This window comes from Rufibacter sp. LB8, from assembly GCF_014876185.1.
Lineage (GTDB): Bacteria > Bacteroidota > Bacteroidia > Cytophagales > Hymenobacteraceae > Nibribacter.
The window spans coordinates 1,820,680-1,844,149 of sequence record NZ_JADALJ010000001.1; the positions used below are offsets into that span (position 1 = coordinate 1,820,680).

11 protein-coding genes are annotated in these 23,470 nt (G+C 51.4%); 4 read left to right on the forward strand and 7 right to left on the reverse strand.

What is annotated here, in order from left to right; all coding sequences use genetic code 11:
- Window positions 1-103: 103 nt before the first annotated feature.
- Window positions 104-1,030 (reverse strand): YihY/virulence factor BrkB family protein, encoded by a 927-nt coding sequence (locus IMY23_RS07800; protein WP_192821539.1) that lies wholly within the window; start codon window positions 1,028-1,030, stop codon window positions 104-106.
- A 111-nt stretch (window positions 1,031-1,141) separates the two neighbouring features.
- A complete protein-coding gene (locus IMY23_RS07805) occupies window positions 1,142-1,492 on the reverse strand; it encodes an MGMT family protein (RefSeq protein WP_192821540.1) in 351 nt (116 codons plus the stop codon).
- Window positions 1,493-2,007: 515 nt separating this feature from the next.
- On the opposite strand from IMY23_RS07805, the gene IMY23_RS07810 reads away from it, so the two are divergent.
- From IMY23_RS07810 to IMY23_RS07820, 3 genes are read left to right on the forward strand one after another with little or no spacing between them, the layout of a single operon-like run.
- On the forward strand, window positions 2,008-3,126 hold the full coding sequence (locus tag IMY23_RS07810; RefSeq protein ID WP_192821541.1) for an efflux RND transporter periplasmic adaptor subunit: 1,119 nt from the start codon (window positions 2,008-2,010) through the stop codon (window positions 3,124-3,126).
- A gap of 14 nt (window positions 3,127-3,140) precedes the next feature.
- A complete protein-coding gene (locus IMY23_RS07815) occupies window positions 3,141-6,239 on the forward strand; it encodes an efflux RND transporter permease subunit (RefSeq protein WP_192821542.1) in 3,099 nt (1,032 codons plus the stop codon).
- 20 nt (window positions 6,240-6,259) lie between these two features.
- Window positions 6,260-7,579, forward strand: a complete 1,320-nt coding sequence (locus tag IMY23_RS07820) for a TolC family protein (protein WP_192821543.1) — start codon at window positions 6,260-6,262, stop codon at window positions 7,577-7,579.
- 756 nt (window positions 7,580-8,335) lie between these two features.
- Here IMY23_RS07820 and IMY23_RS07825 read toward each other — a convergent pair.
- A complete protein-coding gene (locus IMY23_RS07825; RefSeq protein WP_192821544.1) occupies window positions 8,336-11,308 on the reverse strand; it encodes an FAD-binding and (Fe-S)-binding domain-containing protein in 2,973 nt (990 codons plus the stop codon).
- 370 nt (window positions 11,309-11,678) lie between these two features.
- Here IMY23_RS07825 and IMY23_RS07830 point away from each other — a divergent pair, with 370 nt between their 5' ends.
- On the forward strand, window positions 11,679-18,092 hold the full coding sequence (locus tag IMY23_RS07830) for an alpha-2-macroglobulin (protein ID WP_192821545.1): 6,414 nt from the start codon (window positions 11,679-11,681) through the stop codon (window positions 18,090-18,092).
- 311 nt (window positions 18,093-18,403) lie between these two features.
- Here the strand turns inward: IMY23_RS07830 and IMY23_RS07835 are convergent, their stop codons facing one another.
- The 4 genes from IMY23_RS07835 to IMY23_RS07850 form a co-directional block, all read right to left on the reverse strand.
- Window positions 18,404-20,854: a DUF5686 and carboxypeptidase-like regulatory domain-containing protein gene (locus tag IMY23_RS07835; protein ID WP_192821546.1), complete on the reverse strand. Its 2,451-nt coding sequence runs from the start codon at window positions 20,852-20,854 to the stop codon at window positions 18,404-18,406.
- 162 nt (window positions 20,855-21,016) lie between these two features.
- The gene (locus IMY23_RS07840; protein ID WP_192821547.1) at window positions 21,017-21,529 is read right to left on the reverse strand and encodes a thioesterase family protein; all 513 of its coding nucleotides are present in this window, start codon (window positions 21,527-21,529) and stop codon (window positions 21,017-21,019) included.
- 137 nt (window positions 21,530-21,666) lie between these two features.
- A complete protein-coding gene (locus IMY23_RS07845; protein ID WP_192821548.1) occupies window positions 21,667-22,365 on the reverse strand; it encodes a LytTR family DNA-binding domain-containing protein in 699 nt (232 codons plus the stop codon).
- The gene (locus IMY23_RS07850; RefSeq protein ID WP_192821549.1) at window positions 22,362-23,396 is read right to left on the reverse strand and encodes a sensor histidine kinase; all 1,035 of its coding nucleotides are present in this window, start codon (window positions 23,394-23,396) and stop codon (window positions 22,362-22,364) included. The genes IMY23_RS07845 and IMY23_RS07850 overlap by 4 nt, the downstream gene beginning before the upstream one ends.
- Window positions 23,397-23,470: the final 74 nt, after the last annotated feature.

Sequence of the window (23,470 nt, forward strand, 5' to 3'; positions counted from 1 at the left end):
AGCGTTTATTGTTGCCCTCGGCACTGTGGTTTATGCGCATCGCAATCACTGCAGGAGAGTTCTCCAGGTTTTCCGTTTTGGGGCTCATTTCTGGAAATGAGCCCTAAAACGGCGCTTCCTGGGTGTCTCTAGCTTCATAAAACGTGGCGAAGGACTTGGGCAACAGCGGCTGCTCAATGGATCGGGCATAGATTCTGGTGAAGCAGGCGCCAAAGAAAAAGATCATGGCGGAGTAGAAGATGAACAACAGCAGTACCACCACAGACCCAGAGGCGGCATACACAGACCCCAAATCACTGTTCACCAGCAAACGCGCCAGCACCACTTTACCTAGCAGAAAGAGGAAAGCCGTCACCGCCGCCCCTACCCACACCGCCCGTTTAGGCATGTGCGCAAACGGCAGGAACCTGAAAATCAAAGCGAACCAAGTAGTCTCCACGGCAAACCCAATGATTCTGTTCAAGCTCTTTATAAGGTTTAGCTGAAAATGCTCGTCCCAAAGGGTATAATGGTCATTGATGAAGGCAAAAGACGCGTCCATGACCAGAAACGCCACAAATAACAAGCCGCTGGAGAGAATAATCATAAGCGCCCTGAAACGGTTTCGCAACGCTCCTTTTAAATGCTGCGGACCGCGCAGGCGCACGCTCCAAAGCTGGTTCAACGAGTTCTGAATGACCGTAAACAAGGTGGTGGACACAAACGTGAGGAACAGAAAACTGACCACGGCGGCCCAGCCCTGCCCCTGCAAATCCAGGAAATTCGTCAAAATCAATTCTACTTGCCCGGCCACGTCTTGCCCCACAAGGGCGGCCATTTTCTCAAACAACTCGCCGGTGATCAAGGCGTTGCTGAACAAACTTCCTAACACCGTAATTAAAAGAATAAGTATGGGCGGCAACGCGAACAGTGTGAAAAACGCCGTGGAAGAAGCCAACCGCAACGGGTCATTCTTCTTAAAAAGCACAAACGCCTCTTTAAACAAAAGGAACGTTGGCTGCACTCTTGACAGGATTCTGGGTGAAGTCATGGTAATCATCAGGCCGAATACGTAAAAAGCCGTTTTTGGGCTGGTTTCTGGAAATGAAGCCAAAAACAGGAAGGAATGTTGTAAATTCTAAACCCAATTGCACTTAGTAGTTTACAAAAGCTCTTTGGCAGGGTCCCAGAAACGTTTTTCAAAATCTTGTACCTGGTCGTTTTCAATCTTTATGCCTTCGCTTTCAAGATGTGCCTGCATGGCGTCAGAAGATCCAAAATGCTGCTTGCCGGTGAGCAGGCCATTTCTGTTGACTACGCGGTAAGCCGGTATGCCATGTTGCGCGTGCGAGGCGATCAAAGCCCAGCCCACCATGCGGGCCGATCCCTTCGCGCCCAGATAAGCGGCAATGGCGCCGTAAGAAGTTACCCGCCCCGGCGGAATCAGCTTCACTACTTCATACACGTCTTTAAAAAAATTGGTCTTTTTATCTGAGGCGTTGCTGGCTGGCATAGGTGGCGCAATTTTGAGATGGTACGTAGCGGATAGACCAAAGCGTTTAATTTATACACCAGATTAAACTTTACCGGCATTTTTAGGTCTTACTTATAAAAGTAAGAAAAAACGCAATATTTTTGTCTGCCATGGGGTTACAAGAAGAAGTACCTTGTACTCAATGGTGCTTGCTCATAACCCCCCTAAGCCTCCTCAAAGGAATGAAAAAAGTGACCCTGGCCCCTCAGCTGACACCTTTCGTCAAAAAAACTTCCTTGCTTACAGAAACTGGTTATTCTTGCTTCTCCCCCAATTTAACCAGAAACGGATTTTTTTGGCAGCCAGTAACCGGGCAACCACTCACCCCTAAGTAACCTTTTTCACCACTGACCCAACCTCTTCATTTTCCGGTAACTGCAGGGAACTTACTTCCTTTGTCGCTCCTTTAAGAAGCTTGGGGTTGGCCCATATATTCATAACCGTCGGTTTTAGCGCCGTACCTTTTCCTCAACCTAATACAGCGTTCTGTTTCTATGAAAATCAAACATATTGTGATTGCCCTTCTTATCCTAGGTTTTGGCGCCTTAGTTTATTACCGCTACACCACCAACCAGGAACAAGCCGGTGCGGCCGGTGGAGGCCCCGGCGGGGGAAAAGGCGGTCCGGGTGCCGGAGGAAAAGGTGGCCCTGGTGGCGGAGGCGGCATGCCCATGCGCGTGAGCGGCATGGTGGTGCAACCCCAGGAATTCGCCAATGCGCTGTCTGTGACCGGTTCCATTGAAGCCAACGAACAGATTGAAGTGAGAGGCCAGGTGGCTGGTTTGGTGCGGGGCATTTACTTTCAGGAAGGCGGCAACGTACGCAAAGGCCAGGTGTTGGTAAAAATTGACGATTCTGAACTGAGAGCCCAACTGGCCCAGGCCCAAACCCGCCGTAGCCTCGCCTCTGAAAACGAGCGCCGCGCGGGTCTGCTTTTGGCCAAAGAGGCCATCAGCCGTGAAGAATATGACGTAGCCCGCGCCGAACTGAAAACCGCGCAGGCGCAGATTCAGTTAGTGCAGGCGCAATTGGCCAAAACTTCCATCACAGCACCTTTTTCTGGTAAAGTGGGTTTACGGGCGGTCTCCACAGGCAGCTTTTTATCACCAGAGACGGTGGTGACCAATTTAATGAGCACCAACCCCGCTAAAATCACGTTTGCCGTACCAGAGAAATATGCTGCGCAGGTAAAAGAAGGCACAGAAATTACCTTTACCGTAGCGGGCACCACCAACAAATTCAAAGCCAAAGTGTACGCCATTGAGCCTGGCATTCAAGCGGCCACGCGTACGCTGCAGCTACGGGCCCGGGCAGACAATGCCAACGGTGATTTAATGCCCGGTTCTTTCGCCAATATTCAAATGCCGTTGACAGTTATTCCAGATGCTCTCCTCATCCCTACCCAAGCGGTGGTGCCCGTGCAAAACGGAAAAAAAGTGTTCATCACGGAGAACGGGAAAGCCAAGGAAGTCATGATTGAAACCGGCACCCGCACAGAGAAAGACCTGTTGGTGACGTCTGGCCTGAGTGCCGGAGATACATTGTTGACCACCGGCGTGATGACCTTGAAAGCTGGCAGCCCCGTGAAAGTGGCGATTGTTAAGCAGCAATAAAAAATTAAAAACCTATGAGTTTATCTACCACAAGTATAAAACGCCCGGTTTTTACCATTGTGCTCAATTTGCTCCTCATGCTGTTTGGGGTGATTGGGTACACATTTCTGGGCGTTCGGGAATATCCTTCTATTGACCCGGCTATTGTGTCTGTGCGTACCAGTTACTCCGGCGCCAACTCAGACATTATTGAGTCACAGATTACAGAGCCGCTGGAAAAGGCCATTAACTCCATTGACGGGATTAGAAATATTTCTTCAACTTCTAACCAAGGCTCCAGCAACATCAACATTGAGTTTAATCTGGAGAAAAACCTGGAGGAAGCCGCCAATGACGTGCGTGACAAAGTATCTCAGGCCGTAAGAAGCTTGCCTGAGGACATTGATTCGCCACCGGTGGTTTCAAAAGCAGACGCAGATTCTGAACCCATCATCACAATGACCGTGCGTAGTGCCTCCCGTGACGCCTTACAGTTGTCAGATTATGCGGAGAATGTGATTTCTCAGCGTTTGCAGACCATTCCTGGGGTGAGTAGCATTCAGATCTGGGGGCAGAAACGTTACGCCATGCGCCTCTGGATTGATCCCATGAAACTGGCTTCTTATGGCTTGACAGTGGCAGATGTGCGCACGGCCCTCAACCGCCAAAACGTAGAATTACCCACTGGTAAAGTAAGCGGCAGCAACACAGAATTAACGGTTAAAACGCTGGGTAACCTCTCAAACCCAGAGCAGTTCAACAACCTTATCATTGCCTCACAAGGCGAGACCATCACCCGCTTCAGTGACATCGGCCGCGCCGAATTGGGGCCTGAGAACCTGGAAACCAAGATGACGGAGTCAGGCACACCCATGGTGGGCATGGCCATTATTCCCCAACCGGGCACCAACTACCTGGAAATTGCCGGTAACTTCTATGACCAGTTTGACAAACTCAAAACCGAAGTGCCCGCTGATATTCAGCTAGACATTGTGATGGACAACACCGTGTTCATCCAGAAATCAGTGACGGAGGTGGCCGAGACAATCTTGATTGCCTTGGTGCTGGTGATTCTAATCATCTATCTGTTCTTCCGGGACTGGGGCATTGCGTTCCGGCCCTTGATTGACATTCCGGTGTCTTTGATCGCCACGTTCTTCATTATGTATTTGGCGGGTTTCTCCATCAATGTCTTGACGTTGCTAGCTATTGTGTTGGCCACCGGTCTGGTGGTGGATGACGGTATTGTGGTAACAGAGAACATCTACAAGAAAGTAGAGGAAGGCATGTCTCCCATTGAGGCGGCCATCAAAGGCTCCAATGAGATTTTCATGGCGGTCATTTCCATCTCCATCACGCTGGCGGCGGTTTTCTTACCGGTAATCTTCCTGGAAGGATTTGTGGGTAGGCTCTTTCGGGAATTTGGCGTGGTGATTGGCGCGGCGGTGTTGATCTCAGCGTTTGTTTCTTTGACCTTGACGCCTATGCTGAACGCGTACCTGATGAAAGGTGGCGAGCAGAAGAAATCTAGGTTCTACAACTGGACTGAGCCTATGTTCCAACGCATGAACAGCGGCTACGCCGAGGCGTTGACCAGTTTCATGAAACGCAAATGGCTCAGTTTCCCTATCATTCTGGCTTGTTTAGGCTTAACGGTTCTTTTCTACATGACCTTGCAGAAAGAAACCGCGCCATATGATGACCGAAGCATGCTGCGGGTATCTGCCACAGCCCCAGAAGGTGCCTCTTATGAATACATGGACCGCTTCATGCTGGAACTCACCAAGTTGGTAGATGACTCTGTCCCTGAGAAGAATGTAAACCTGGTCATCACCTCGCCCGGCTTCGGGTCCAGCTCCGTCAACAGCGGCATGATGCGCTTGGCGTTGAAACAACCTGAAGAACGGGAACGCTCCCAAAAGGAAATAGCCGATCAACTTTCTAAACTAACACGTCGTTTTCCGGAGGCACGCACCAACGTGAGCCAGCAACCTACTATTTCCGTGAACAGAAGAGGCGGGCAGCCCATTCAATACATTATTCAGGCGCCAAACTTTGAGAAGCTGCAGGAGAAAATACCGCAGTTTATGGAAGCCGTGGCCGCCAACCCAATTTTTGTGCAGCCAGATGTAAACCTGAAATTCAACAAGCCGGAAATCAACATCACCATTGACCGGGAGAAAGCGCAAAGCCTGGGCATATCTGTGATTGACGTGGCCCAAACGCTGCAGCTCTCTTTAAGCGGGCAACGCTTTGGGTATTTCCTGATGAACGGCCGGCAGTACCAGGTAATGGGCCAGTTTGACCGCCCAGACCGTGATGACCCCATGGACCTGACCTCTCTGTTTGTGCGCAGTTCTACCGGACAGTTGGTACAGCTTGACAACCTGGTCACCATGGAAGAGAAAAGCAGTCCGCCGCAATTGTACCACAACAACCGCTATTTGTCGGCTACGGTTTCTGCCGGTTTGGCCCCGGGCAAAAGCATTGGCGACGGCATTGACGCCATGGACGCTATCAGAGACAAAGTATTGGACGAGTCTTTCTCTACTGACTTGGGCGGCGAATCCCGTGACTTTGTGGAAAGCGGTTCCAACACCATGTTCGCCTTTGGGCTGGCCTTGCTGTTGATTTACCTGATTCTGGCCGCCCAGTTTGAGAGCTTCGTGGACCCGTTCATCATTATCTTGACCGTGCCTATGGCCGTGGCCGGTGCCATGCTTAGTTTGTGGTTGCTCGGGCAAACCTGGAACATTTTCAGCCAGATTGGGACTATTATGCTCATTGGCCTGGTAACTAAGAACGGGATTCTGATTGTGGAATTCGCGAATCAGCTGCGCGAGGAAGGCAAACCAAAATTAGAAGCCATTCTGGAAGCTTCTGAAGCCCGTTTGAGACCAATCTTGATGACCAGTTTGGCCATTGCCTTGGGTGCCTTGCCTATTGCTCTGGCCTTGGGTGCGGCGGCGCAAAGCCGCATGGGCATGGGGATAGTGATTGTAGGCGGTACTATTTTCTCCTTGATTCTGACGCTCTTCGTGATTCCGGCCATCTATGCCATGTGGTCTAAGGAGCGCAAGCATCATCCAGAATTTGACCACATTGAAGAATACGAAAAAGCGGTTTCCCATTAAGATTAGACTCACCTTTCCTTATGATACAAAGTAAAAAAAGCTTACTCTGGTTGGTTGCCCTGTTGGCCGTGTTGGCCACAGGCCCAGCCCGGGCGCAGGAGCTTTTAACCTTAGAAGACGCCGTAAAGATTGCGCTGGAGCGTAATTATGACATCAAACTGTTCACCAATGACCGGCAGATTGCCGAGAACAATGTAAGCCGCGGCAACGCCGGCATGTTGCCTAACGTGAACGCCACGCTTACCAACAGCAATTCTATTCAGAACAACTCCCAAACCCGCGCCGACGGTCAAGTGAACGAGGTAAACTGGGGCCGCGGCTCCAACCTTAACTACGGCGTTGGCTTGAACTGGACTATTTTTGACGGCTTCCGGATGTTTGCGCGCTACGAGCAGTTGCAGGAACTACAGAAACTCGGCGAAGCCAACTTGCAGCAAACCATTGTGACACGGGTGAGCGATGTAGTAGCTCTGTACTATGAAATGGTGCAGCAGCAACTCCAGATCCAGGCCTATGATACCGCCATTGCCTTGTCTAGGTTTAGGGTGGAAACGGCTCAGAACCGCTTCCAGATTGGGAAATCGGCCCGTTTGGAGGTGTTGAATGCGCAGGTGGACTACAACACAGATACCACCAACCTGTTACGCCAGCAGGACCTCTACCGGAATACCCAAATCAGGCTGAACGAGATCATGGCCCGCGATGTCAATATCAGATTCAAGGTAGTAAACGGCATCACCATTGATGACCGCCTGACTTTGAGCCAATTGACCACCCAAGCCACTGAGCAGAACCCGGCCTTAAAAGCCGCCATCTTAAACAAGCGTATTGCAGAATTGGAAGCTCGCCAGGTGCGTGCCAGCCGCTACCCTACCATTGGCGTGAACACGGGGTACACCTTTTCCAGGAATCAATCGGCGTTGGGTTTCTCCACTTTGTCTACCGGCAATGGCCTTACCTACGGCGTCACGGCTTCTGTGCCTATTTTTACTGGCTTCAACCAGCGTCGAAATGAGCAGAACGCTAACATTATCATAAATAGCGCTGAACTGCAACTGGCCCAGGTGAACCAAAACATTCAGGCGCAATTGGCGGCCGCGTTTCAAACCTACCAGACCAACCTGTCTTTGGTGCGATTGGAGGAAAACAATACCCGCATTGCCCGCCAAAACCTTGATATTACCATGGAGAAATATCGCCTGGGCAGCATCACCACCATGGAAGTGCGTGATGCCCAACTCAACTTCGTGAATGCCACTGTGCGGTACAGCAATGCCCTTTACCAAGCCAAGCTAGGCGAAATTGGACTAAGAGAAATTGCAGGAAATGTAAATCTGTAATTTACTTTTGCTTTGACTACAATTCCGTTTTGGGGCTCATTTTCAGAAATGAGCTCTAAAACGGGAGTTTTACTTCCTAGTCATCCTGAGTCTGCCGAAGGATCTAACAAATACTCTTTATTGGACTGTTCAAGCAATTCCCTTCGCCGTTGTTGGTGTTCTAACCAACAACCTATACTGCGTTTGTAGAAGCTTTTGTGCATGCAGTTTGCTTTCCTTTCAAATGACCGCTTACTCCTGAGTTTTACAAGACAGCCTTTTCCTTATTATGGCTCCGAGCGCTCACGGCCGCGAGGCCCCGCCTTCCCCTCTCGCGCTGTACCAGCTTCCGGGTGCCTTCGGCACCCGCCTAGCGGCGACGGAACCTGCTTAGGCGCTCGATGGAAAGGCTGGAAAAGGACCGGGTTGAAAGGCAGTCTGCGTTTTGGGCATCAGCAGTTCCGCCTGCTCAAAAGACCTCACAGGTTTTCGAAACCTGTGAGGTCTGCGCCATTTGCGTTTCTAGGCTCTGGAATGGAAATGGAGGCGAAACTGATAAATAACCTTTCCTAGGAAACATCCCTGCCGCAAGTTTAGCAACAGCGTAACTTGTGGCAGAAGAAAATGTAGAGACCAGGCACTGCCTTGTCTCTTCGGTGGAGGACCCGACATTCGCCTGCTCAAAAGACACTCGTAGCGTGCGCAGCTCCTACGAGTGTCTCTGCCAATTTCCGTTTTGGGGCTCATTTTAGGAAATGAGCCCCAAAACGGAAACGGCTACTTCACCGCCAGGGCGTTGTACAGAATCTCAGCAGGGTGAAGGGCTTTGCGGGCGGTGCCATCTTTGATTTGGTGGCGGCAACTGGTACCTGCAGCGGCAATAATGACCTCGGCGGGTTGCTTTCTAACCGTGGGGAACAAGACCAATTCGCCAATCTGCATGGAGACGTCATAGTGCTCTTTCTCGTAGCCAAACGACCCCGCCATGCCGCAACAGCCCGAGGGAATCAGCTCTACTTCATAATTCTGGGGCAGCGCCAAAATCTTTTGAGTGGGCGTGAGCGCGTGCAGGGCTTTCTGGTAGCAATGTCCGTGCAGTTGAATGCTGCGTTTTTCTGTAGTGAAGGCCTGCACCGACAACGATCCTTCCTCCGCTTCTTTCAACAAGAATTCCTCCAGCAAATAAGAATTTCGGGCCACTTGTCTGGCCTTCGGCTCTAAGGAAGATGGTACTAAATCCAGATATTCATCACGGAGCGTGAGTAAGGCTGAGGGTTCAATACCAACCAACGGCACGCCGTCTTGAATGACTTCTGCCAGCAGCTCAACGTTTTTAATGGCGATTTTTTTGGCGTCACGCACCAGGCCTTTGGAGAGATAGGTGCGGCCGCTTTCCAGGTGGTTTGGCATGTGCACGTCATAGCCCAGGGCCGTCAATAATTTAACGGTGGTTTGGCCAATCTCCACATCGTTGAAATCGGTGAACTCGTCGCAGAAAAGGTAGACTTTTTTGGCTGTGGCTTTAGCGGCTGGTTGCTGCTTTTTCCATTTCTTGAACCAAGTCCGAAAGGTGGTACTGCTTAACCCAGGCAAAGACCGCTTCGGCGCGAAGCCTACCACTTGTTTCACCAGTTTGCTGGTAATTGAGTTGTTGATGACGAAATTATAAATACCAGGTGCGATGGACGCCAGACGCTGCAGTTTGGTGAAATTCCCAATCATGCGGGCTCTGAGCGGCACGCCGTTGGCGTCATAGTAATGCTGCAGGAATTCGGCTTTCATCTTGGCCACGTCCACGCTGCTGGGGCACTCAGATTTGCAGGCTTTGCAGCTGAGGCACAAATCCATGACTTCCTTGATCTCTTTGTGGTCAAACTTGTTGGCTTTCTCAGAGCTGGTCAAGAACTGCCGAAGGATGTTGGCGCGGGCGCGGGTGGTGTCTTTTTCCTGACGGGTGGCCATGTAACTCGGGCACATGGTGCCGCCGCTCACGTGGGTCTTGCGGCAGTCGCCGGAGCCGGAGCATTTCTCGGCCAGGCGCAGAATTCCTTCCTGACGGGTGAAGTCAAAAAGCGTTTCTACCGGAATAATCTGTTGCTGTTGTTTTTCCTCGTACCGCAGAAATTCATTCATGGGCGGCGTATCCACAATCTTACCCGCATTGAACACGCCGTGCGGGTCAAAGATGCGTTTCACTTCTTTTAAAAGCGCATAGACTTCCTGACCCAAGGCCGCCGGAATGAACTCACCGCGCAGGCGGCCGTCGCCGTGTTCTCCGCTCAGAGAACCGTTGTATTTTTTGACCAGCTCGGTAGTCTCAGCCAGAACCGTCCGGAAGAGTTGTTTGCCCGCCTCGGTTTTGAGGTTGATCATGGGTTCCACGTGCAGCTCACCGGCCCCGGCGTGGGCGTAGTATGACGCGTGCAGATGGTGCTTGGCCAGCAAGCCCTGTAATTCTTCAATGTAAAAAGGTAAATCCTCTGGTGAGACGGCGCAGTCTTCAATCAGGTTCACTGGTTGCAAGTCACCGGGCAGGTTTCTGATCAGGCCCAAGCCCGCTTTGCGCACTTCCCAGACCGGCTTGGTTTCCTTGCCGCGCACCAATGGGTAGGCGTAGCCCAAACCGGCAGCCTTTAAGTCCGCCACCAAAGCTTCGGCCTTGGCCGAAATAATGTCTTGTGAGGCTTCCATGAACTCCACCATCAAGAGAGCGGCGGGGTCGCCTTCAATGAAAAAGCGGTTGTTCTGGTACGTGGGGTGGCCTTTGGTGAAGTCCATGATATATTTATCCACCAGTTCAGAGGCCAAAGGCTTGTGCTTGAGAATAATGACGTTGGCATGCAGCGCTTCCAACAGGGAGTTGAAATGCACGCACAACAGGCCTTCTTCTTTGGGCGGCAAGGGCAAGAGATTCAGTTTCGCCTCGGTGATAAACGCCAGCGTACCTTCAGACCCGGCCAACAGTTGGCATAGGTTAATGGTTTGCTCCCCGTTCACGAGGTGTTTGTCATCTACCAAAAAATCAAGCGCGTAACCGGTGTTGCGCCGGGTGAGGCTGGCTTTGGGGTAATTGGTTTTGATGGTCTTTCTATGCCCAGGGTGCGTAACCAACTCGTGCATTTGGCGGTAGATGTCGCCTTCTTCTGTGTCTTGCGCCATTTTGTACTGGAATTCCTGTGGGCTAAGTGGTTTGAATTCAGCCTCAGAACCATCACTTAACAACACCTTCGCCGACAATAAATGGTCACGGGTATCTCCCCAGACGATGGAGTGCAGGCCGCTGGAGTTGTTACCGATCATGCCGCCTACCATCGCTCTGTTGGCGGTAGACGTTTCAGGCCCGAACATCAGGCCACTCAGTTTCAAGACGGCGTTCAAATCATCTCTGATCACGCCCGGCTGCACGCGCACCCACCGCTCCTGCTCGTTGATTTCCAGAATCTGGGTAAAGTACTTAGAGATGTCCACCACCAGCCCGTGACCCACCACCTGCCCCGCCAACGACGTGCCCGCCGCCCGGGGAATAAGCGTGAGTTGGTGCTCCTTCGCGAATTTCACCAGCACCTTGAGGTCATCAATGTTCCTGGGAATAGCCACTGCCACCGGTTTTTCCTGGTACACCGAGGCGTCTGTGGAATACACCAGTTTCTGGGCTTGGTGCAACGAAGAGGCATCGTCAAAATACAATTCTCCGGCCAGGGCAGATTGCAACTGGGAAAACACAGAAACACTTGGGGCTATTACAGACATAACGCACTATTTAAAAGCAGAGCAAATATAACTACCCTGCCACAGGATAACCAGCTAAACCTTGTGGTAAATAAATAATTTTAAAAAGGTGATTGAAGCATCAACTTTCTTTCAGGATTGCAGAATCTAAAGGTCAGGATAATCCACACTTTATCCATCCTAAAAGTGATTTCCCGTTTCCGGGCTCATTTCTGGAAACGAAGCCAAAAACGGAACCAATAACTTATAAACAGATAGCGGTTCAACGCTACACATGCGGGCGAAATAAATGGAATTGCTATCTTGAGAAGATTCTACCGTCTTTGTGAGCCCTTACTTCCAGTTGATGCAAGCCCCTAGCCTTTCCCTAACGTTGTCTCCCCTGCTTAAAATGCGTTCCCTTTTGCTGGCATTTCTATTGGCTTTCTGTTGCCTGACCGCAAAGGGGCAGACCAGCGCCATCAAAGCCCTGGAATACAAAATTGACTCCCTGGCCGCCGAAGGCCTGCCCAAATCTGCCTTACCCGAAGTGAACAAGCTAGACCAACTGTACCGCAAGAACAAAAACACCGGTGGTCAGTTGAAAGCTACATTTTACCGGCTCACGTTCCTATCTTTTCTGGAGGAGAAAGCCATGGTCCCCATTATTCAGCAAATGCAGAAAGATATTGCCGCCGCTTCTTTCCCCGTGAAACCCGTGCTGCAGTCGGTCTTGGCCGAAATGTACCAGAAATACTATGAACAAAACCGGTACCAATTCAGGCAGCGCAGCCAGCTGGCCGTGCCCAGCCCAGACTTCACGCAGTGGGATTTGCGCACCATGCTGGAGCAGATTGCCACGCAGCACCAGTTGGCCCTGCAAGACCAGAAACCTCTGCAGCAGACGCCCATCACCGTGCTGGGCGTTGCGCTGGAAGGTGACCGCACCACCCGCCCCCATCGCCCCACCTTGTATGATTTGCTGGCCCACCGCGCCCTGGACTTTTACCTGAACCCCGAGTCTGATTTACCCAAGGCGGCTAATGATTTCAAACTCAATGACCCGGCTTATTTTGGCAGCAGTGCAACCTTTGCCCGCCTGAAATTGCCAACCCAAGACACCACCGCCAATCTGTACCTGGGCCTGCGGTTGTTGCAGCAAGCCACCCAATTCCATCTCACCCAAAACAACCAGGAAGCCCTGGCAGACCTGGAGTTGAAACGCCTGGAAATGTTACTGAAGCAAAACTCCTTTCTGGGCCAAGGCCACCTATACACCACGCGCCTGAAAGAAATTTCCAGCACTTTCTCCCGCAGCCCCTTAACCGCCGATGCCGCGTATCTGTTGGGAAAATATTACCAAACCAAAGACAGCCTGGTCACTGCGTTAACGTATTTCAACACGGCTATTGCCAAATTCCCGGCCAGCGTGGGCGGACAGAACGCCGCTGCCAGCCAACAGGAAATCCTGAAGAAATCCATTGAATTCAAAGTGGAAGATGTGGTGCCTGCGCAGGGTCCTATTTTGGCCCAGGCTACTTACCAGAACCTAAACTCCGCCCGGTTTACCGTTTACCCACTTACAGAAGCGCAATTTACCCAAATACAGGAAATACGCCGAAGGCTCACCAGGTACGGTTCCGGGGATAACGGCCAAAGCGCCCGCGCAGAATTACACGCGCTTCTTGCCCCACTGAAACCCAATCAGCAACAACAGATTGCCCTACCTAACCCCGGCAACCACAAACCTCAGATTTCAGAATTTAAAATAGAGGCCTTGCCCTTAGGAATGTATGCGGTGCTACTGCAGGGCGGTACTCAGCCTGAGCCAAGTTTGCAGGAAATCAATTTGTTTACTGTGACTGACCTGGCCTTCTCCAGCAGAACCAACCCAGACGGCCAGCAGGAAGTACGCGTCATGCACCGCCAAACCGGCAAACCCCTGGCCCAGGTAAAAGTGGTAGCCGAAGCCCAGGAATGGAATAACGGAACCCGGCAAAGAATCTTATTGGGCGAAGGATTCACTGACACCCAGGGTAAAATCTTATTCAACAAAGACAGAAAACACAACAACTTATCTTTCTGGTTAACGGCGGGCAAGGACCACTATCTTGCCCTGAATGAATATTATTACTGGAATGACAACGCAAGAGACAACGATTCCAAAATAATTGAAAACACCATCCTTTTCACCGACCGCCAGATTTATCGTCCTGGCCAAACCCTCTACTTCAAAGGCATTCAGGTCAGGAAAGTCAACGGCAAGACTGAGTTAGTGACCAATGGGGAGATGGAAGTGGAGCTGCTGGATGATAACGATGAAACCCTTGGCACGCTTGAACTCAAAACTAATGAATACGGGTCGTTCAGCGGTTCTTTCCAGATTCCTGTTTCGGTGTTAACTGGCGTCCTAACCTTGGAAGTTGACAATGAATCGTTGGAAGTGCGAGTGGAGGAATACAAGCGACCTTCGTTCCAAATCAGCTTTGACCCCGTTAAAACCATTCACCGTTTCAATGATTCTGTGCAGGTAACGGGCAAAGTGGCGGCTTATGCGGGCTATGGGCTCACTGGCGCCAAGGTGCAGTACAAAGTGGTGCGGGAATCTGTCTATAATCCAGCTTATTATAATAACCCCCGCAACAAAAGGAGCTATCAATCCGAAACTCTACTACTTCAATCTGGTCATGTGACTGCCGATACCCAGGGTGAGTTCAAGGTTAATTTTAAAGCGTATGCTGAATTGGTTGCAGACCCACCGGAACAACAATATGTTTATTCAATCAGCGCTACTGCCACTGACGCCTCTGGTGAAACTCAGAGCCAATATACCGCCGTGCTAATTGGCCAGAAAGCTTTAAACCTTTCTATGTACCTCCCCGACCGGATTTTGCTGCCGGACTCTCTTACCACCTTCGTGCGGATGACCAATCTCAACCAGGAACTGCAAGCCGGAACAATTACCGTAGACGTTTACCAACTGAAAAGCCCGGAGAAACTTTACAAGAACCGGCTCTGGAATTTTCCCACCACACAGGCTTGGCAAAAGGGTGAGTTTGAGAAGAGCTTCCCTACGTACGCCCCGCAGGAAAATGAATACTATTCCTGGCCCATCAAACAAAAACTACTTTCCCAGACGCTCATAGGCACGGCCACGTACCCAGCGGTGTTTAAAGCAGCCTTGCCCTCAAAAACAGAAGCAGGCGTGTACCTGGTTCACGTGCAGGGCACTTCGCTCACTGGCGACACCGTTTCAATGAAGGATTACATTACCTTGGTTTCGCCCAAAAACCACCAGGTAGCCGAATTGAAAGATTGGGTAATTCCCGTGAAAGTTACCGCTGAGACCGGGGACAAGGCCGAGTTTTTAGTGGGTGCCGGCCCCAGCCATGTGCTGATGGAAGTGTATAACGGTCCCACGCTAGAATCTTCTGAATGGCTCCAAACGGGCGGCAAACAAAAACTGGTGGAAGTGCCCATTCAGAAAACTTACGGTACCAACGTGCAGGTGCAGTTTTTAATGGTGCAAGACAACCGCGTGTACACTGCCCTGCATAAACTCAACCCAAACAAGGCAGACCCCAGCCTGGCCTTGACCTTCAGCACATTTAGGAACAAGCTGTTGCCCGGCCAGAAAGAAACCTGGAAACTTCGCATTTCAGATGTCAAAGACAAAACCGCCGCCGCTGAAATGGTGGCCACCTTGTATGACGCTTCTCTAGACAAAATTCTGGGAACTGAAGACAGGTTCGGGATGGACTGGTACAGAAAATTCACTGACGGAACTGCCCATGAAAGAACCCAATACTTTACCTGGGCTAGAGGGCAATTTGTAAAACCGTCTGTCTCACAAAGTCTGCAAGAAATTAGAATATTCACGCCTATTGTCACTAGAAACTACGAACAACTCCATTATTTTGGCTACAGCTATTTTGGCGGCTACAACCAGGCTTACCATGAGTATTTGAATAGGGTAAAACGAAAGATAGAAACCGAGAATTCTGACAGAAGCCTGGAGGAAACCTACAAAGAAAACGCCGCCCAAATCAAAAACGGTGTGGAGGTCACTGGCTATATCCTAGACAAACAGACCAAAGAGACCATGCCCGGTGTAACGGTCACCTTGAAAGGCACCAACATCACCACCTTCTCTAATTCAAAAGGCTTCTTCAGGATAAAAGTGCCCGTAAACGGAGTCTTGGAGTTTGCTTTTATTGGATATAATTCAGAAGATTTCAAAATCACGAAGGCTGGAAGTTATAATATACACCTTCAGGCAGACACAAATGCATTAAGCGAAGTGGTAGTGACAGGTTATGGCGTACAGGAAAGAAGAGAAGTCACTGGTTCTGTTTCTACTGTTTCCTCCGCAATCTATGGTTCTCGGTCAATGTCAGAAGACAATTTGTTGCAAGCTATTGCGGAAGGCGTAAAAATCACTCCCTCTAAAACGTCTGCCACCACTGAAAAACTACAGGGACAACCCATCACCCTGAGAAAGAATTTTCAGGAAACAGCCTTCTTTTACCCGCACCTGCAAACTGACAGAAAAGGAAACATCAGTCTGGAATTCACGGTGCCGGAGGCCTTGACTTTGTGGCAATTCAAAGGCCTGGCGCACACCAAAAAACTGGAATGGGGCTTGCTGGAAGGTCAGGTCATGACCCAGAAACTCTTGATGGTGAGCCCGTACCTGCCCCGCTTCCTGCGTGAAGGCGACACCATCACCGTTTCGGCTAGAATTGTGAACCTTTCCAGCGAAAATCTCACGGGCAACGTAAGCCTCCAATTTTTTAATGCCTTCACTAATCAACCCGTCAACCTTTTCCAAAACCAAACTACCGGAGAGCAGAAATTCACGGTGGCGGCCGCTTCTACCACGCCGGCTTACTTTCAACTGGTGGTGCCCAGCAATCTGGAAGCCCTCACCTACCGCATCACCGCGCAAGCCAAAGATTTTTCTGACGGTGAAGAAAACACGGTGCCAGTGCTCTCCAATTCCATTCTGGTCACCGAAACCTTGCCCTTGCTGGTAAGACCCGGACAAACCAAAATTTTCACCTTGCAGAAACTGGCCAACCAGAAAAGCACCACGCTCAAAAGCCAAACCCTCACCTTTGAATACACTCAGAACCCGGTGTGGTCGGCGGTGCAGGCCTTGCCATATTTAATGGAGTACCCCTATGAATGCGCCGAGCAAACCTTCAGCCGGGTGTATGCCAACAGCGTGGCGGCCCATATTGTTAAGAAATCGCCCATCATCAAAAAGGTATTTGACCAATGGAAAGCCGCCAACAGCCAGGAACTGCTTTCTAACCTGGAGAAAAACCCAGAACTGAAGCAAACCCTGCTGGCCGAAACGCCCTGGCTCCGTGATGCCAGAACGCAAGGCGAGCAGCAGAAACGCATTGCCCTGCTCTTCGACTTCAACAAAATGGAAAACGAACTGACCGCCAACCTGGCCAAACTGGAAGAGATGCAGTTCGCCGACGGCAGTTTCCCGTGGTTTGCCGGCCTGTACCCAGACCGCTACATTAGTCATCATATTCTGGCGGGCATTGGGCAACTGGAGAAGCTAGGGGTGGTGAATTCAACAGAAAGAAGTCTCTCTAAAATCAAAACTCGAGGCCTTTCATTCCTTGACATAAAATTACTAGACGATTACCAGAACCAAGTGAACCTCCCAATTGCCAAACAAGAACTGAGCGCCACCCAAATTCATGCCTGGTACACGCGCAGTTACTTTACGGCAACGCCGCTTTCCCAGGAATTGCAAAAAGCGTGGCAGGCGTTTCAAGTGGTGGCCCAGCAAGATTGGCTTTCACAGAGCATTTATGAACAAGGATTGCTGGCGCTTACCATGCAGCGGTTCGGGAAACCGGAGCTTACCCAGAAAATCATCAAATCATTGCTGGAAAGAAGTCAAGCTTCTGAGGAATTGGGCCTGTATTGGCCACAGAACCAACGCGGTTATTTTTGGAACCAGGCCCCCGTTGAAACGCAGGTGCTCTTGATTGAACTGTTCACCGAGGCCCAGGCAGACCCCAAACACTTAGCTGAGATGAAACTTTGGCTCCTGAGAAATAAACAAACCAACCACTGGCAGACCACCAAAGCCACCGCCGCCGCCTGCTACGCCCTACTTTTGCGCGGCGAAGATTGGGTTTCCGCCGAAAACAACACCAGTGCCATTACTTTAGGCGGAAAATCCCTGGAATCTCTGGCCCCAGACCTTAAACGTTCCTCAGGCTCTGGCTACCTCAAAACCAGCTGGGCCAAGCAGGAAATCACGCCCAAATTAGGCAACGTGGCCATCACCAACCAAGGAACCACGCCTAGCTGGGGCGCTTTGTACTGGCAGTACCTGGAGCAATCTGACAAAGTCACTTCCGCTGAAGGCCAACTGAAACTCACGCGCCAATATTTTGTACAGGAAACCACCAACGGCCGCGACATTCTCAAACCCATCAACAAGGAAAACCCACCCAAGGTAGGCGACCTGATCAAAGTTGTGGTGTACCTGCAGGCCGACCGGGAGTTTGAATACATTCACCTGAAAGACCTTCGTCCCGCCGGCACAGAACCCGTAGACGCCCTCTCAGGCCGAAGGTTCCAGGACGGTTTGTCTTATTACCAGTCTACCAGAGATGCGTCCACCAACTTTTTCATCAGCCGCTTGGGCACCGGTAACTATGTGTTTGAATACAAGTTGCGCGTGGCCCACGCCGGTGACTTCGCCACGGGCATCACCACCATCCAGAGCATGTACGCGCCCGAATTCAACGCCCACACGTCGGGCGGGAGAATCATCTTCAAGAAGCAATAACAGTTAATCTTGGCTTGATAGGTTGGTTTATGGAAATGAGCCCCAAAACAGGAATTTCACTTTCAGGAAATAAACATTCCCGTAAAAATGTACGGACAGGGCTTGACCTGTCCTGAACGGTGGCCGAAGCAATCTGTCGGCCATGATGCAAAAAAGCCCCCCCCACCGGGAAAGCGTGACTTTGAAATGCATAAGACAGGTAAAGCCCTGTCCGTACGGATTAGGAATGCCTGACTTTTAAAGAACAAATTCCCGTTTTCGGGCTCATTTCTGAAAACGAAGCCTAAAACGGCAACCCACACTTTCACATCTTAAAACGAAAACGAGAACGTGGCTTTGAGGGCGAAGTTATCAAGTTGCCTAGCTACCGCATATTCACCATATCTATAGAACACGCCCGCGCCCAGGCCCAGGTAATACACGTTCAGGTACGGGAACCGCACCAGGTTATCCACGCTGAGGCCCGACTCAAAAAAGCCTTTTTCCATGGTTTTGAACGAAATACCTTCATGTTGTCCCATGTTTTTCAACTGCCCGAAACCCACATTCTGCGTGAACACCAGCTCCGGCTGAAAGTATTTGTTCTGTCCTTTGTACAGCAGTTTCCCGAAGTTATGGGTCAGGAAAAAGTAGGCGTAGCGGTTAGCGGCAAATTCATACAAGGCCATGGTCTGGAACCGGTTAGGAATAAACAAATCGCCCAGGAAAGAGCCGGTGCGGCTGCCGTGGCCGTTGTTCAGATATGGGTAGGGCAGGGTGCCCGTGATCATACCGGCCGCCAATTGCACCTCGGTGCTGCCCATGTTCCGGAGGTAAAATGCGTGGTCCACTTTAAGCGCCAGCCGGTGGTAGGCAAATTCGCCGCGGTCAGCAAAACCGTCAAGCCCGCGGCCGTAGTAAAACGTAAACACCGGAAAACTGGGTTTAAGCACCACCGCGCCTCGGCCAATCTGGGTGTACCGTTCCTGCACCGCCAGCCTTAACCCAATGCCCGCTTCTACCGTCTGGAAATCTGGGTTCGGTTGGCCGTCATCTCCCGCCGGATTGGCAAACCGGTAGGCGTACCCGGGGTTTCGGGCTTCCTGGGTGAGTGAGGTGCGCACCTGCAAATACTTGAACACTCTGAATTTTAGTGTTGCCTGTAATTGCTCCACGCGGTCCATTCTTGAGATAATAAAATCGCCCAGACTTTCCTGGCTCAAGGGCAATTGGTGTTCCTGAAAAAAAGCCACAGAACCGGGCTCTGATACGTCTTGCTGGTAGCGCAGTTCCAGCACCGCCTCAGCCTGACGGTGCAGGTTTAACCCCAGATTTCCGCCGTACTTTAGGGCATGGTCACCGGTACCATAGGCCACGTATCCGCCCAGTTGCAGGATTTTTGAGAAGTCCTCGTTCGTTTGCAGGCCCAGGCCCAGGCGGTATTGCTCGTAAGTATTAAAGGAAAACAAGCGGCTGGGAATAAGGTCTACCTTGCCCAGTTTGTAACGGTTGAGCACCAGCCCCTCTATCACGTGCATGTAGGTATTGAGCAGATTGAGGGTGCCAGTCCCCAGAGAATCATAGAGCCGGTATGTGTTCTGCTCCAGCACATTCAGTGAATCTGCTCGGTACTGTTGCCAGACCGCTTCGGGCTGACGGTTGGCCAGCGGCGCCATCTGGGTTTTGACGTGGTTGAAATCTTTTTTCTGCAGCGCGGGCGACAATTGCACATTGCTCAGGTAACTTTTGGTGGTGAGCACCAGGTTGCCGCCACCTAGTTTGTACTGCGTGAAGCCCGCCACCAAATGCAACTGGTCTGGAAACCAACGGCCTTGCACGCGCCGGTATTTCTGCTGAATCCTGAATTTCACCAGCAAGTCTTGGGCGGCGGGCTCTGCGGTCACGTTCTCAATGGCGAACCCATCTGATGAAATAGCCAGCACGCCTTGGAGGCCGGCTATGTTCTTGCCCGGCAGCGGCGCGTATGAAATCAAAAAGGTGGTGTCTTGCCCGCGCACCAACGTCTCTTCCAAATAGAAGTCATATTTCTTCAGGCTGCCCGCGCTCAGGGGGTTCAAAAAATGCTGGTCAAAGAAGGTGACCTGGTCCTGGTAAAAAGAAAACGGCTGAAAATCGGTGCCCACCATGGCCAGAATGGGGTCTTTGTAGCCGGTCATTTTGTTGGCCAGCACTATTTCCTTGGTGTGGTTGGGCGCCAGAAAACTGCGCAACGTGTAGGACTCACTCACGAACAAATGGCTCTTTTTAAACAGGCTGCCTTCCGAAGAGGAAGATGAATCCAGGTCCAGAGCATCGGGGTTGAAGCCCTTGAGCGTGGCCACTGTTTTGTTGTAGGAATTGTATTGAAAGGCGGGCAATTGTTCCGGGTCATGCCGCGCCTTGTGCTGCACCGCCTGCCGGATAATCCTGTGCGCCGGGTTCTGGCCGGGCCTGACCACCACTTCCTGCAAACCGGTAGCTTTTTCCTGCAGCAGAATGACACGCACTTCCCCGGGCGTAAAGCTGCCGCACGCCACTTCCGCCTTCTCAAACCCCACCGAACTCACTTCCAAGGCGCAACTAGTACCGGCCAAGCGCAAACTGAAATTCCCGTTGATGTCTGAGGTAGTGCCCACCTGGCTGCCTTTCACCGCGATGCTCGCGAACGCCAGCGGCGCCTTGGTCTGACTATGGATCACCTGCCCCTTGAGGAAAAGCCCCTGCGCCTGCGCCAACATCGGCATCAAAACAAACAGGAAGGCTACTAAAACGCGTGACTGCATACCGGCTATTGGAGACTTCTGATGAAAACTTTGGAATAGAAATTAACCGAGGTGAAGGTACGCAGAAAGCGGCAGGAACCGCTGCGGACAAAAAATGCGTTTTCGGGCTCATTTCTGAAAATGAGCCCGAAAACGCACGCACCTTAGGTCAAATTTAAACGCTTACTTGGCGAGTTTCATCTCGTCGCGCAGCTGCTTTACGCGGTCTTCAAACAAGGCGGGCGTTTCTTCCTTCACCACCACTTCGTCAAAGAGTTGCATGAGTTCAGGCTCGTGCTGGGCGCGCTCACTTTTGCGCACGTCTATGTATACAAACTTGGTCCAGAGAATGGCTTTGAGTTTCTGCCTGTGCTCGTCTAACATAATGTGTTCCACCAACATGCTGGTGTCGCTCACCTGCCTGATGCTGGTCCTGATGGTCACTAGTTCCCGCACGCGGGCGGGCTGCAGGTACACAATCTGGTTCTGGCCCACCACCCAGGCGCGGCCGGTCTTCCGAAAGAACGCATGAATGTCCAGCCCGTAGGCTTCCTCCACCTGGTCTTCGCGCTCATTCTGGAAATAATTGAGAAACGCGCTGTTGTTCAAATGCCCGAAGGGGTCGCAATGGTCAAACCTGATGCGGGTCTGGCTTTCCAGCACGGCTGGCTTGGGAGTATTGGTCTGGTCTGTCATAGTTATGTCGATTGCATGGAGCCTAAAATTGGGCAAAAAACCGGACCTAGCCTAGCAAACCGCGCGTCTTGCCTGGGCAAACCCGTTTTCGGGCTCATTTCCAGAAATGAGCCCGAAAACGGAACACCCAGGTTCCTTCAAATGCTTTTCTGGTGGAGCCACCGCAGCACGTCCTCTTTGTATTGCCGGCCCAACGGAATCTCTTTCTGGCCCACGGTCACCTGCTCGGCGGTAAAACTCTGCACGTGCGCCAGGTTGATGATAAAGGACTTCTGCACCCGCAGAAATTGGTGGGCGGGCAGTTTCTCCTCCAGATACGTCAGGCTGTAATAACCCACCAGTTCACGGCTGGTGGTTTTGATTTTGACGTAGTTGCGAAGGCTTTCCAGGTACTCAATATCAGCCACGTTCACTTTCACCATGGCCTTGTCAATCTTAAGGTAAAGAAAAGTTTCTGGCTCCGCCGATGGTTTGCTAGATTTTCCCACAACTTTAGCCACCGCCTTGGCCAGCCGCTCAAACGACACCGGTTTTACCAGATAATCCACGGCGTCATGCTCAAACCCCTGCAGCGCGAATTCTCGGTGCGCGGTGGTGAAAATCAGGTTGGTAGAGGATTTCAGGAACGGCGCCAACTCAAAACCGGTGAGCCCGGGCATGGTGATGTCAAGAAAAAGCACATCGGGCGCGGGTTGGGTCTGCAGGAAGTGCAGGGCCTGAAAAGGATCATCAAACGAAGCCAACATGTGCACGTGCGGTAACTTTCCCAAATGCGTTTTGAGCACCTCCAGGGCTAGGGGCTCGTCATCTACCAATACACAGGTCAAAAGTTTCATGCCAATGGGAGTTGAAGGGTGGCCAAATAGGTGTCTGTTTTCTGGGTTTTCAGGACGAAGGATCTGGGATAAAGCAGTTCTAACCGCTTGCGCAGATTGGTGAGTCCCACGCCGGAGGCAAATATTTTCTCTTCAATAGTATAAGCAGGCAAGTCGTTTTCCACGGTGAAGGTCAATCTGTTCTGCTGTACCTGGGCATTCAACCGTACCCAAGCCTTGCCCAACCGGTTTCCGTGTTTAAACGCATTTTCCACCAGCGGCAACAGCAGCAATGGAGCCACTTTCTGCTGCGGCTCCATTCCTACTCCGTAGATTGAAATTGTCACTTTCTCGCCCAGGCGCAACTTTTCCAGGGCCACGTAGTGTTGCACCATTTCCCACTCTTTCTGCAAGGGCACCAGGTCCTGCTCGCAGTCATAGGTCATGTAACTCAACACTTCAGAGAGGCGCAACACCGTCTCCGGCGCCTGCTCCGATTGGCTCAGCGTGAGCGCGTACAGATTGTTAAGCGTGTTGAACAGAAAATGGGGCTGCAGCTGTTTTTTGAGGTTCTGCAATTCGGCCTCGGCTTTCTCCCGGGCCAACCGTTCGGTTTTCACCTGCGTGGCCAGCCAATCTTTGACCAGATAAAGAGAAATACCCAAACCCACCACGGGGTACACGTAAATCAAATTCAGGAAAGCGGCCTTCACATCCCAAAAGGTATGCGCGGCCAAGGCACTGGGGTGCGCGGTGATGGGTTGTACCGGCAATAAGTAAAAATCCTCCAATCGGTTCAGAAACGTCACCGCCAGCACATACACCGGCACCGCCACCGCCAAAGCCGCGTAGTTCCGGCGGGCCAACAACTGCTTGATTAGCACGAACACCGCCACGTAAAAGGCCACCATTTTCAAAGGCAGTTCCAGCAATTCCATCTGCACCCTGAACCACAGATCACCGGGATACAGCTGGAAAAACGCCACCCGCACAGCCAAGTACAATAGCCATCCGGCGGCGTGCCACAAAATCTCAGTTCTGGTGAAGTGCATGGGCAAATATAAATGACTTTAGCGGCTTACAAAGAGCGCTTGCTCCGTGGTTTGGCCGGGTTCATACCAGAAAA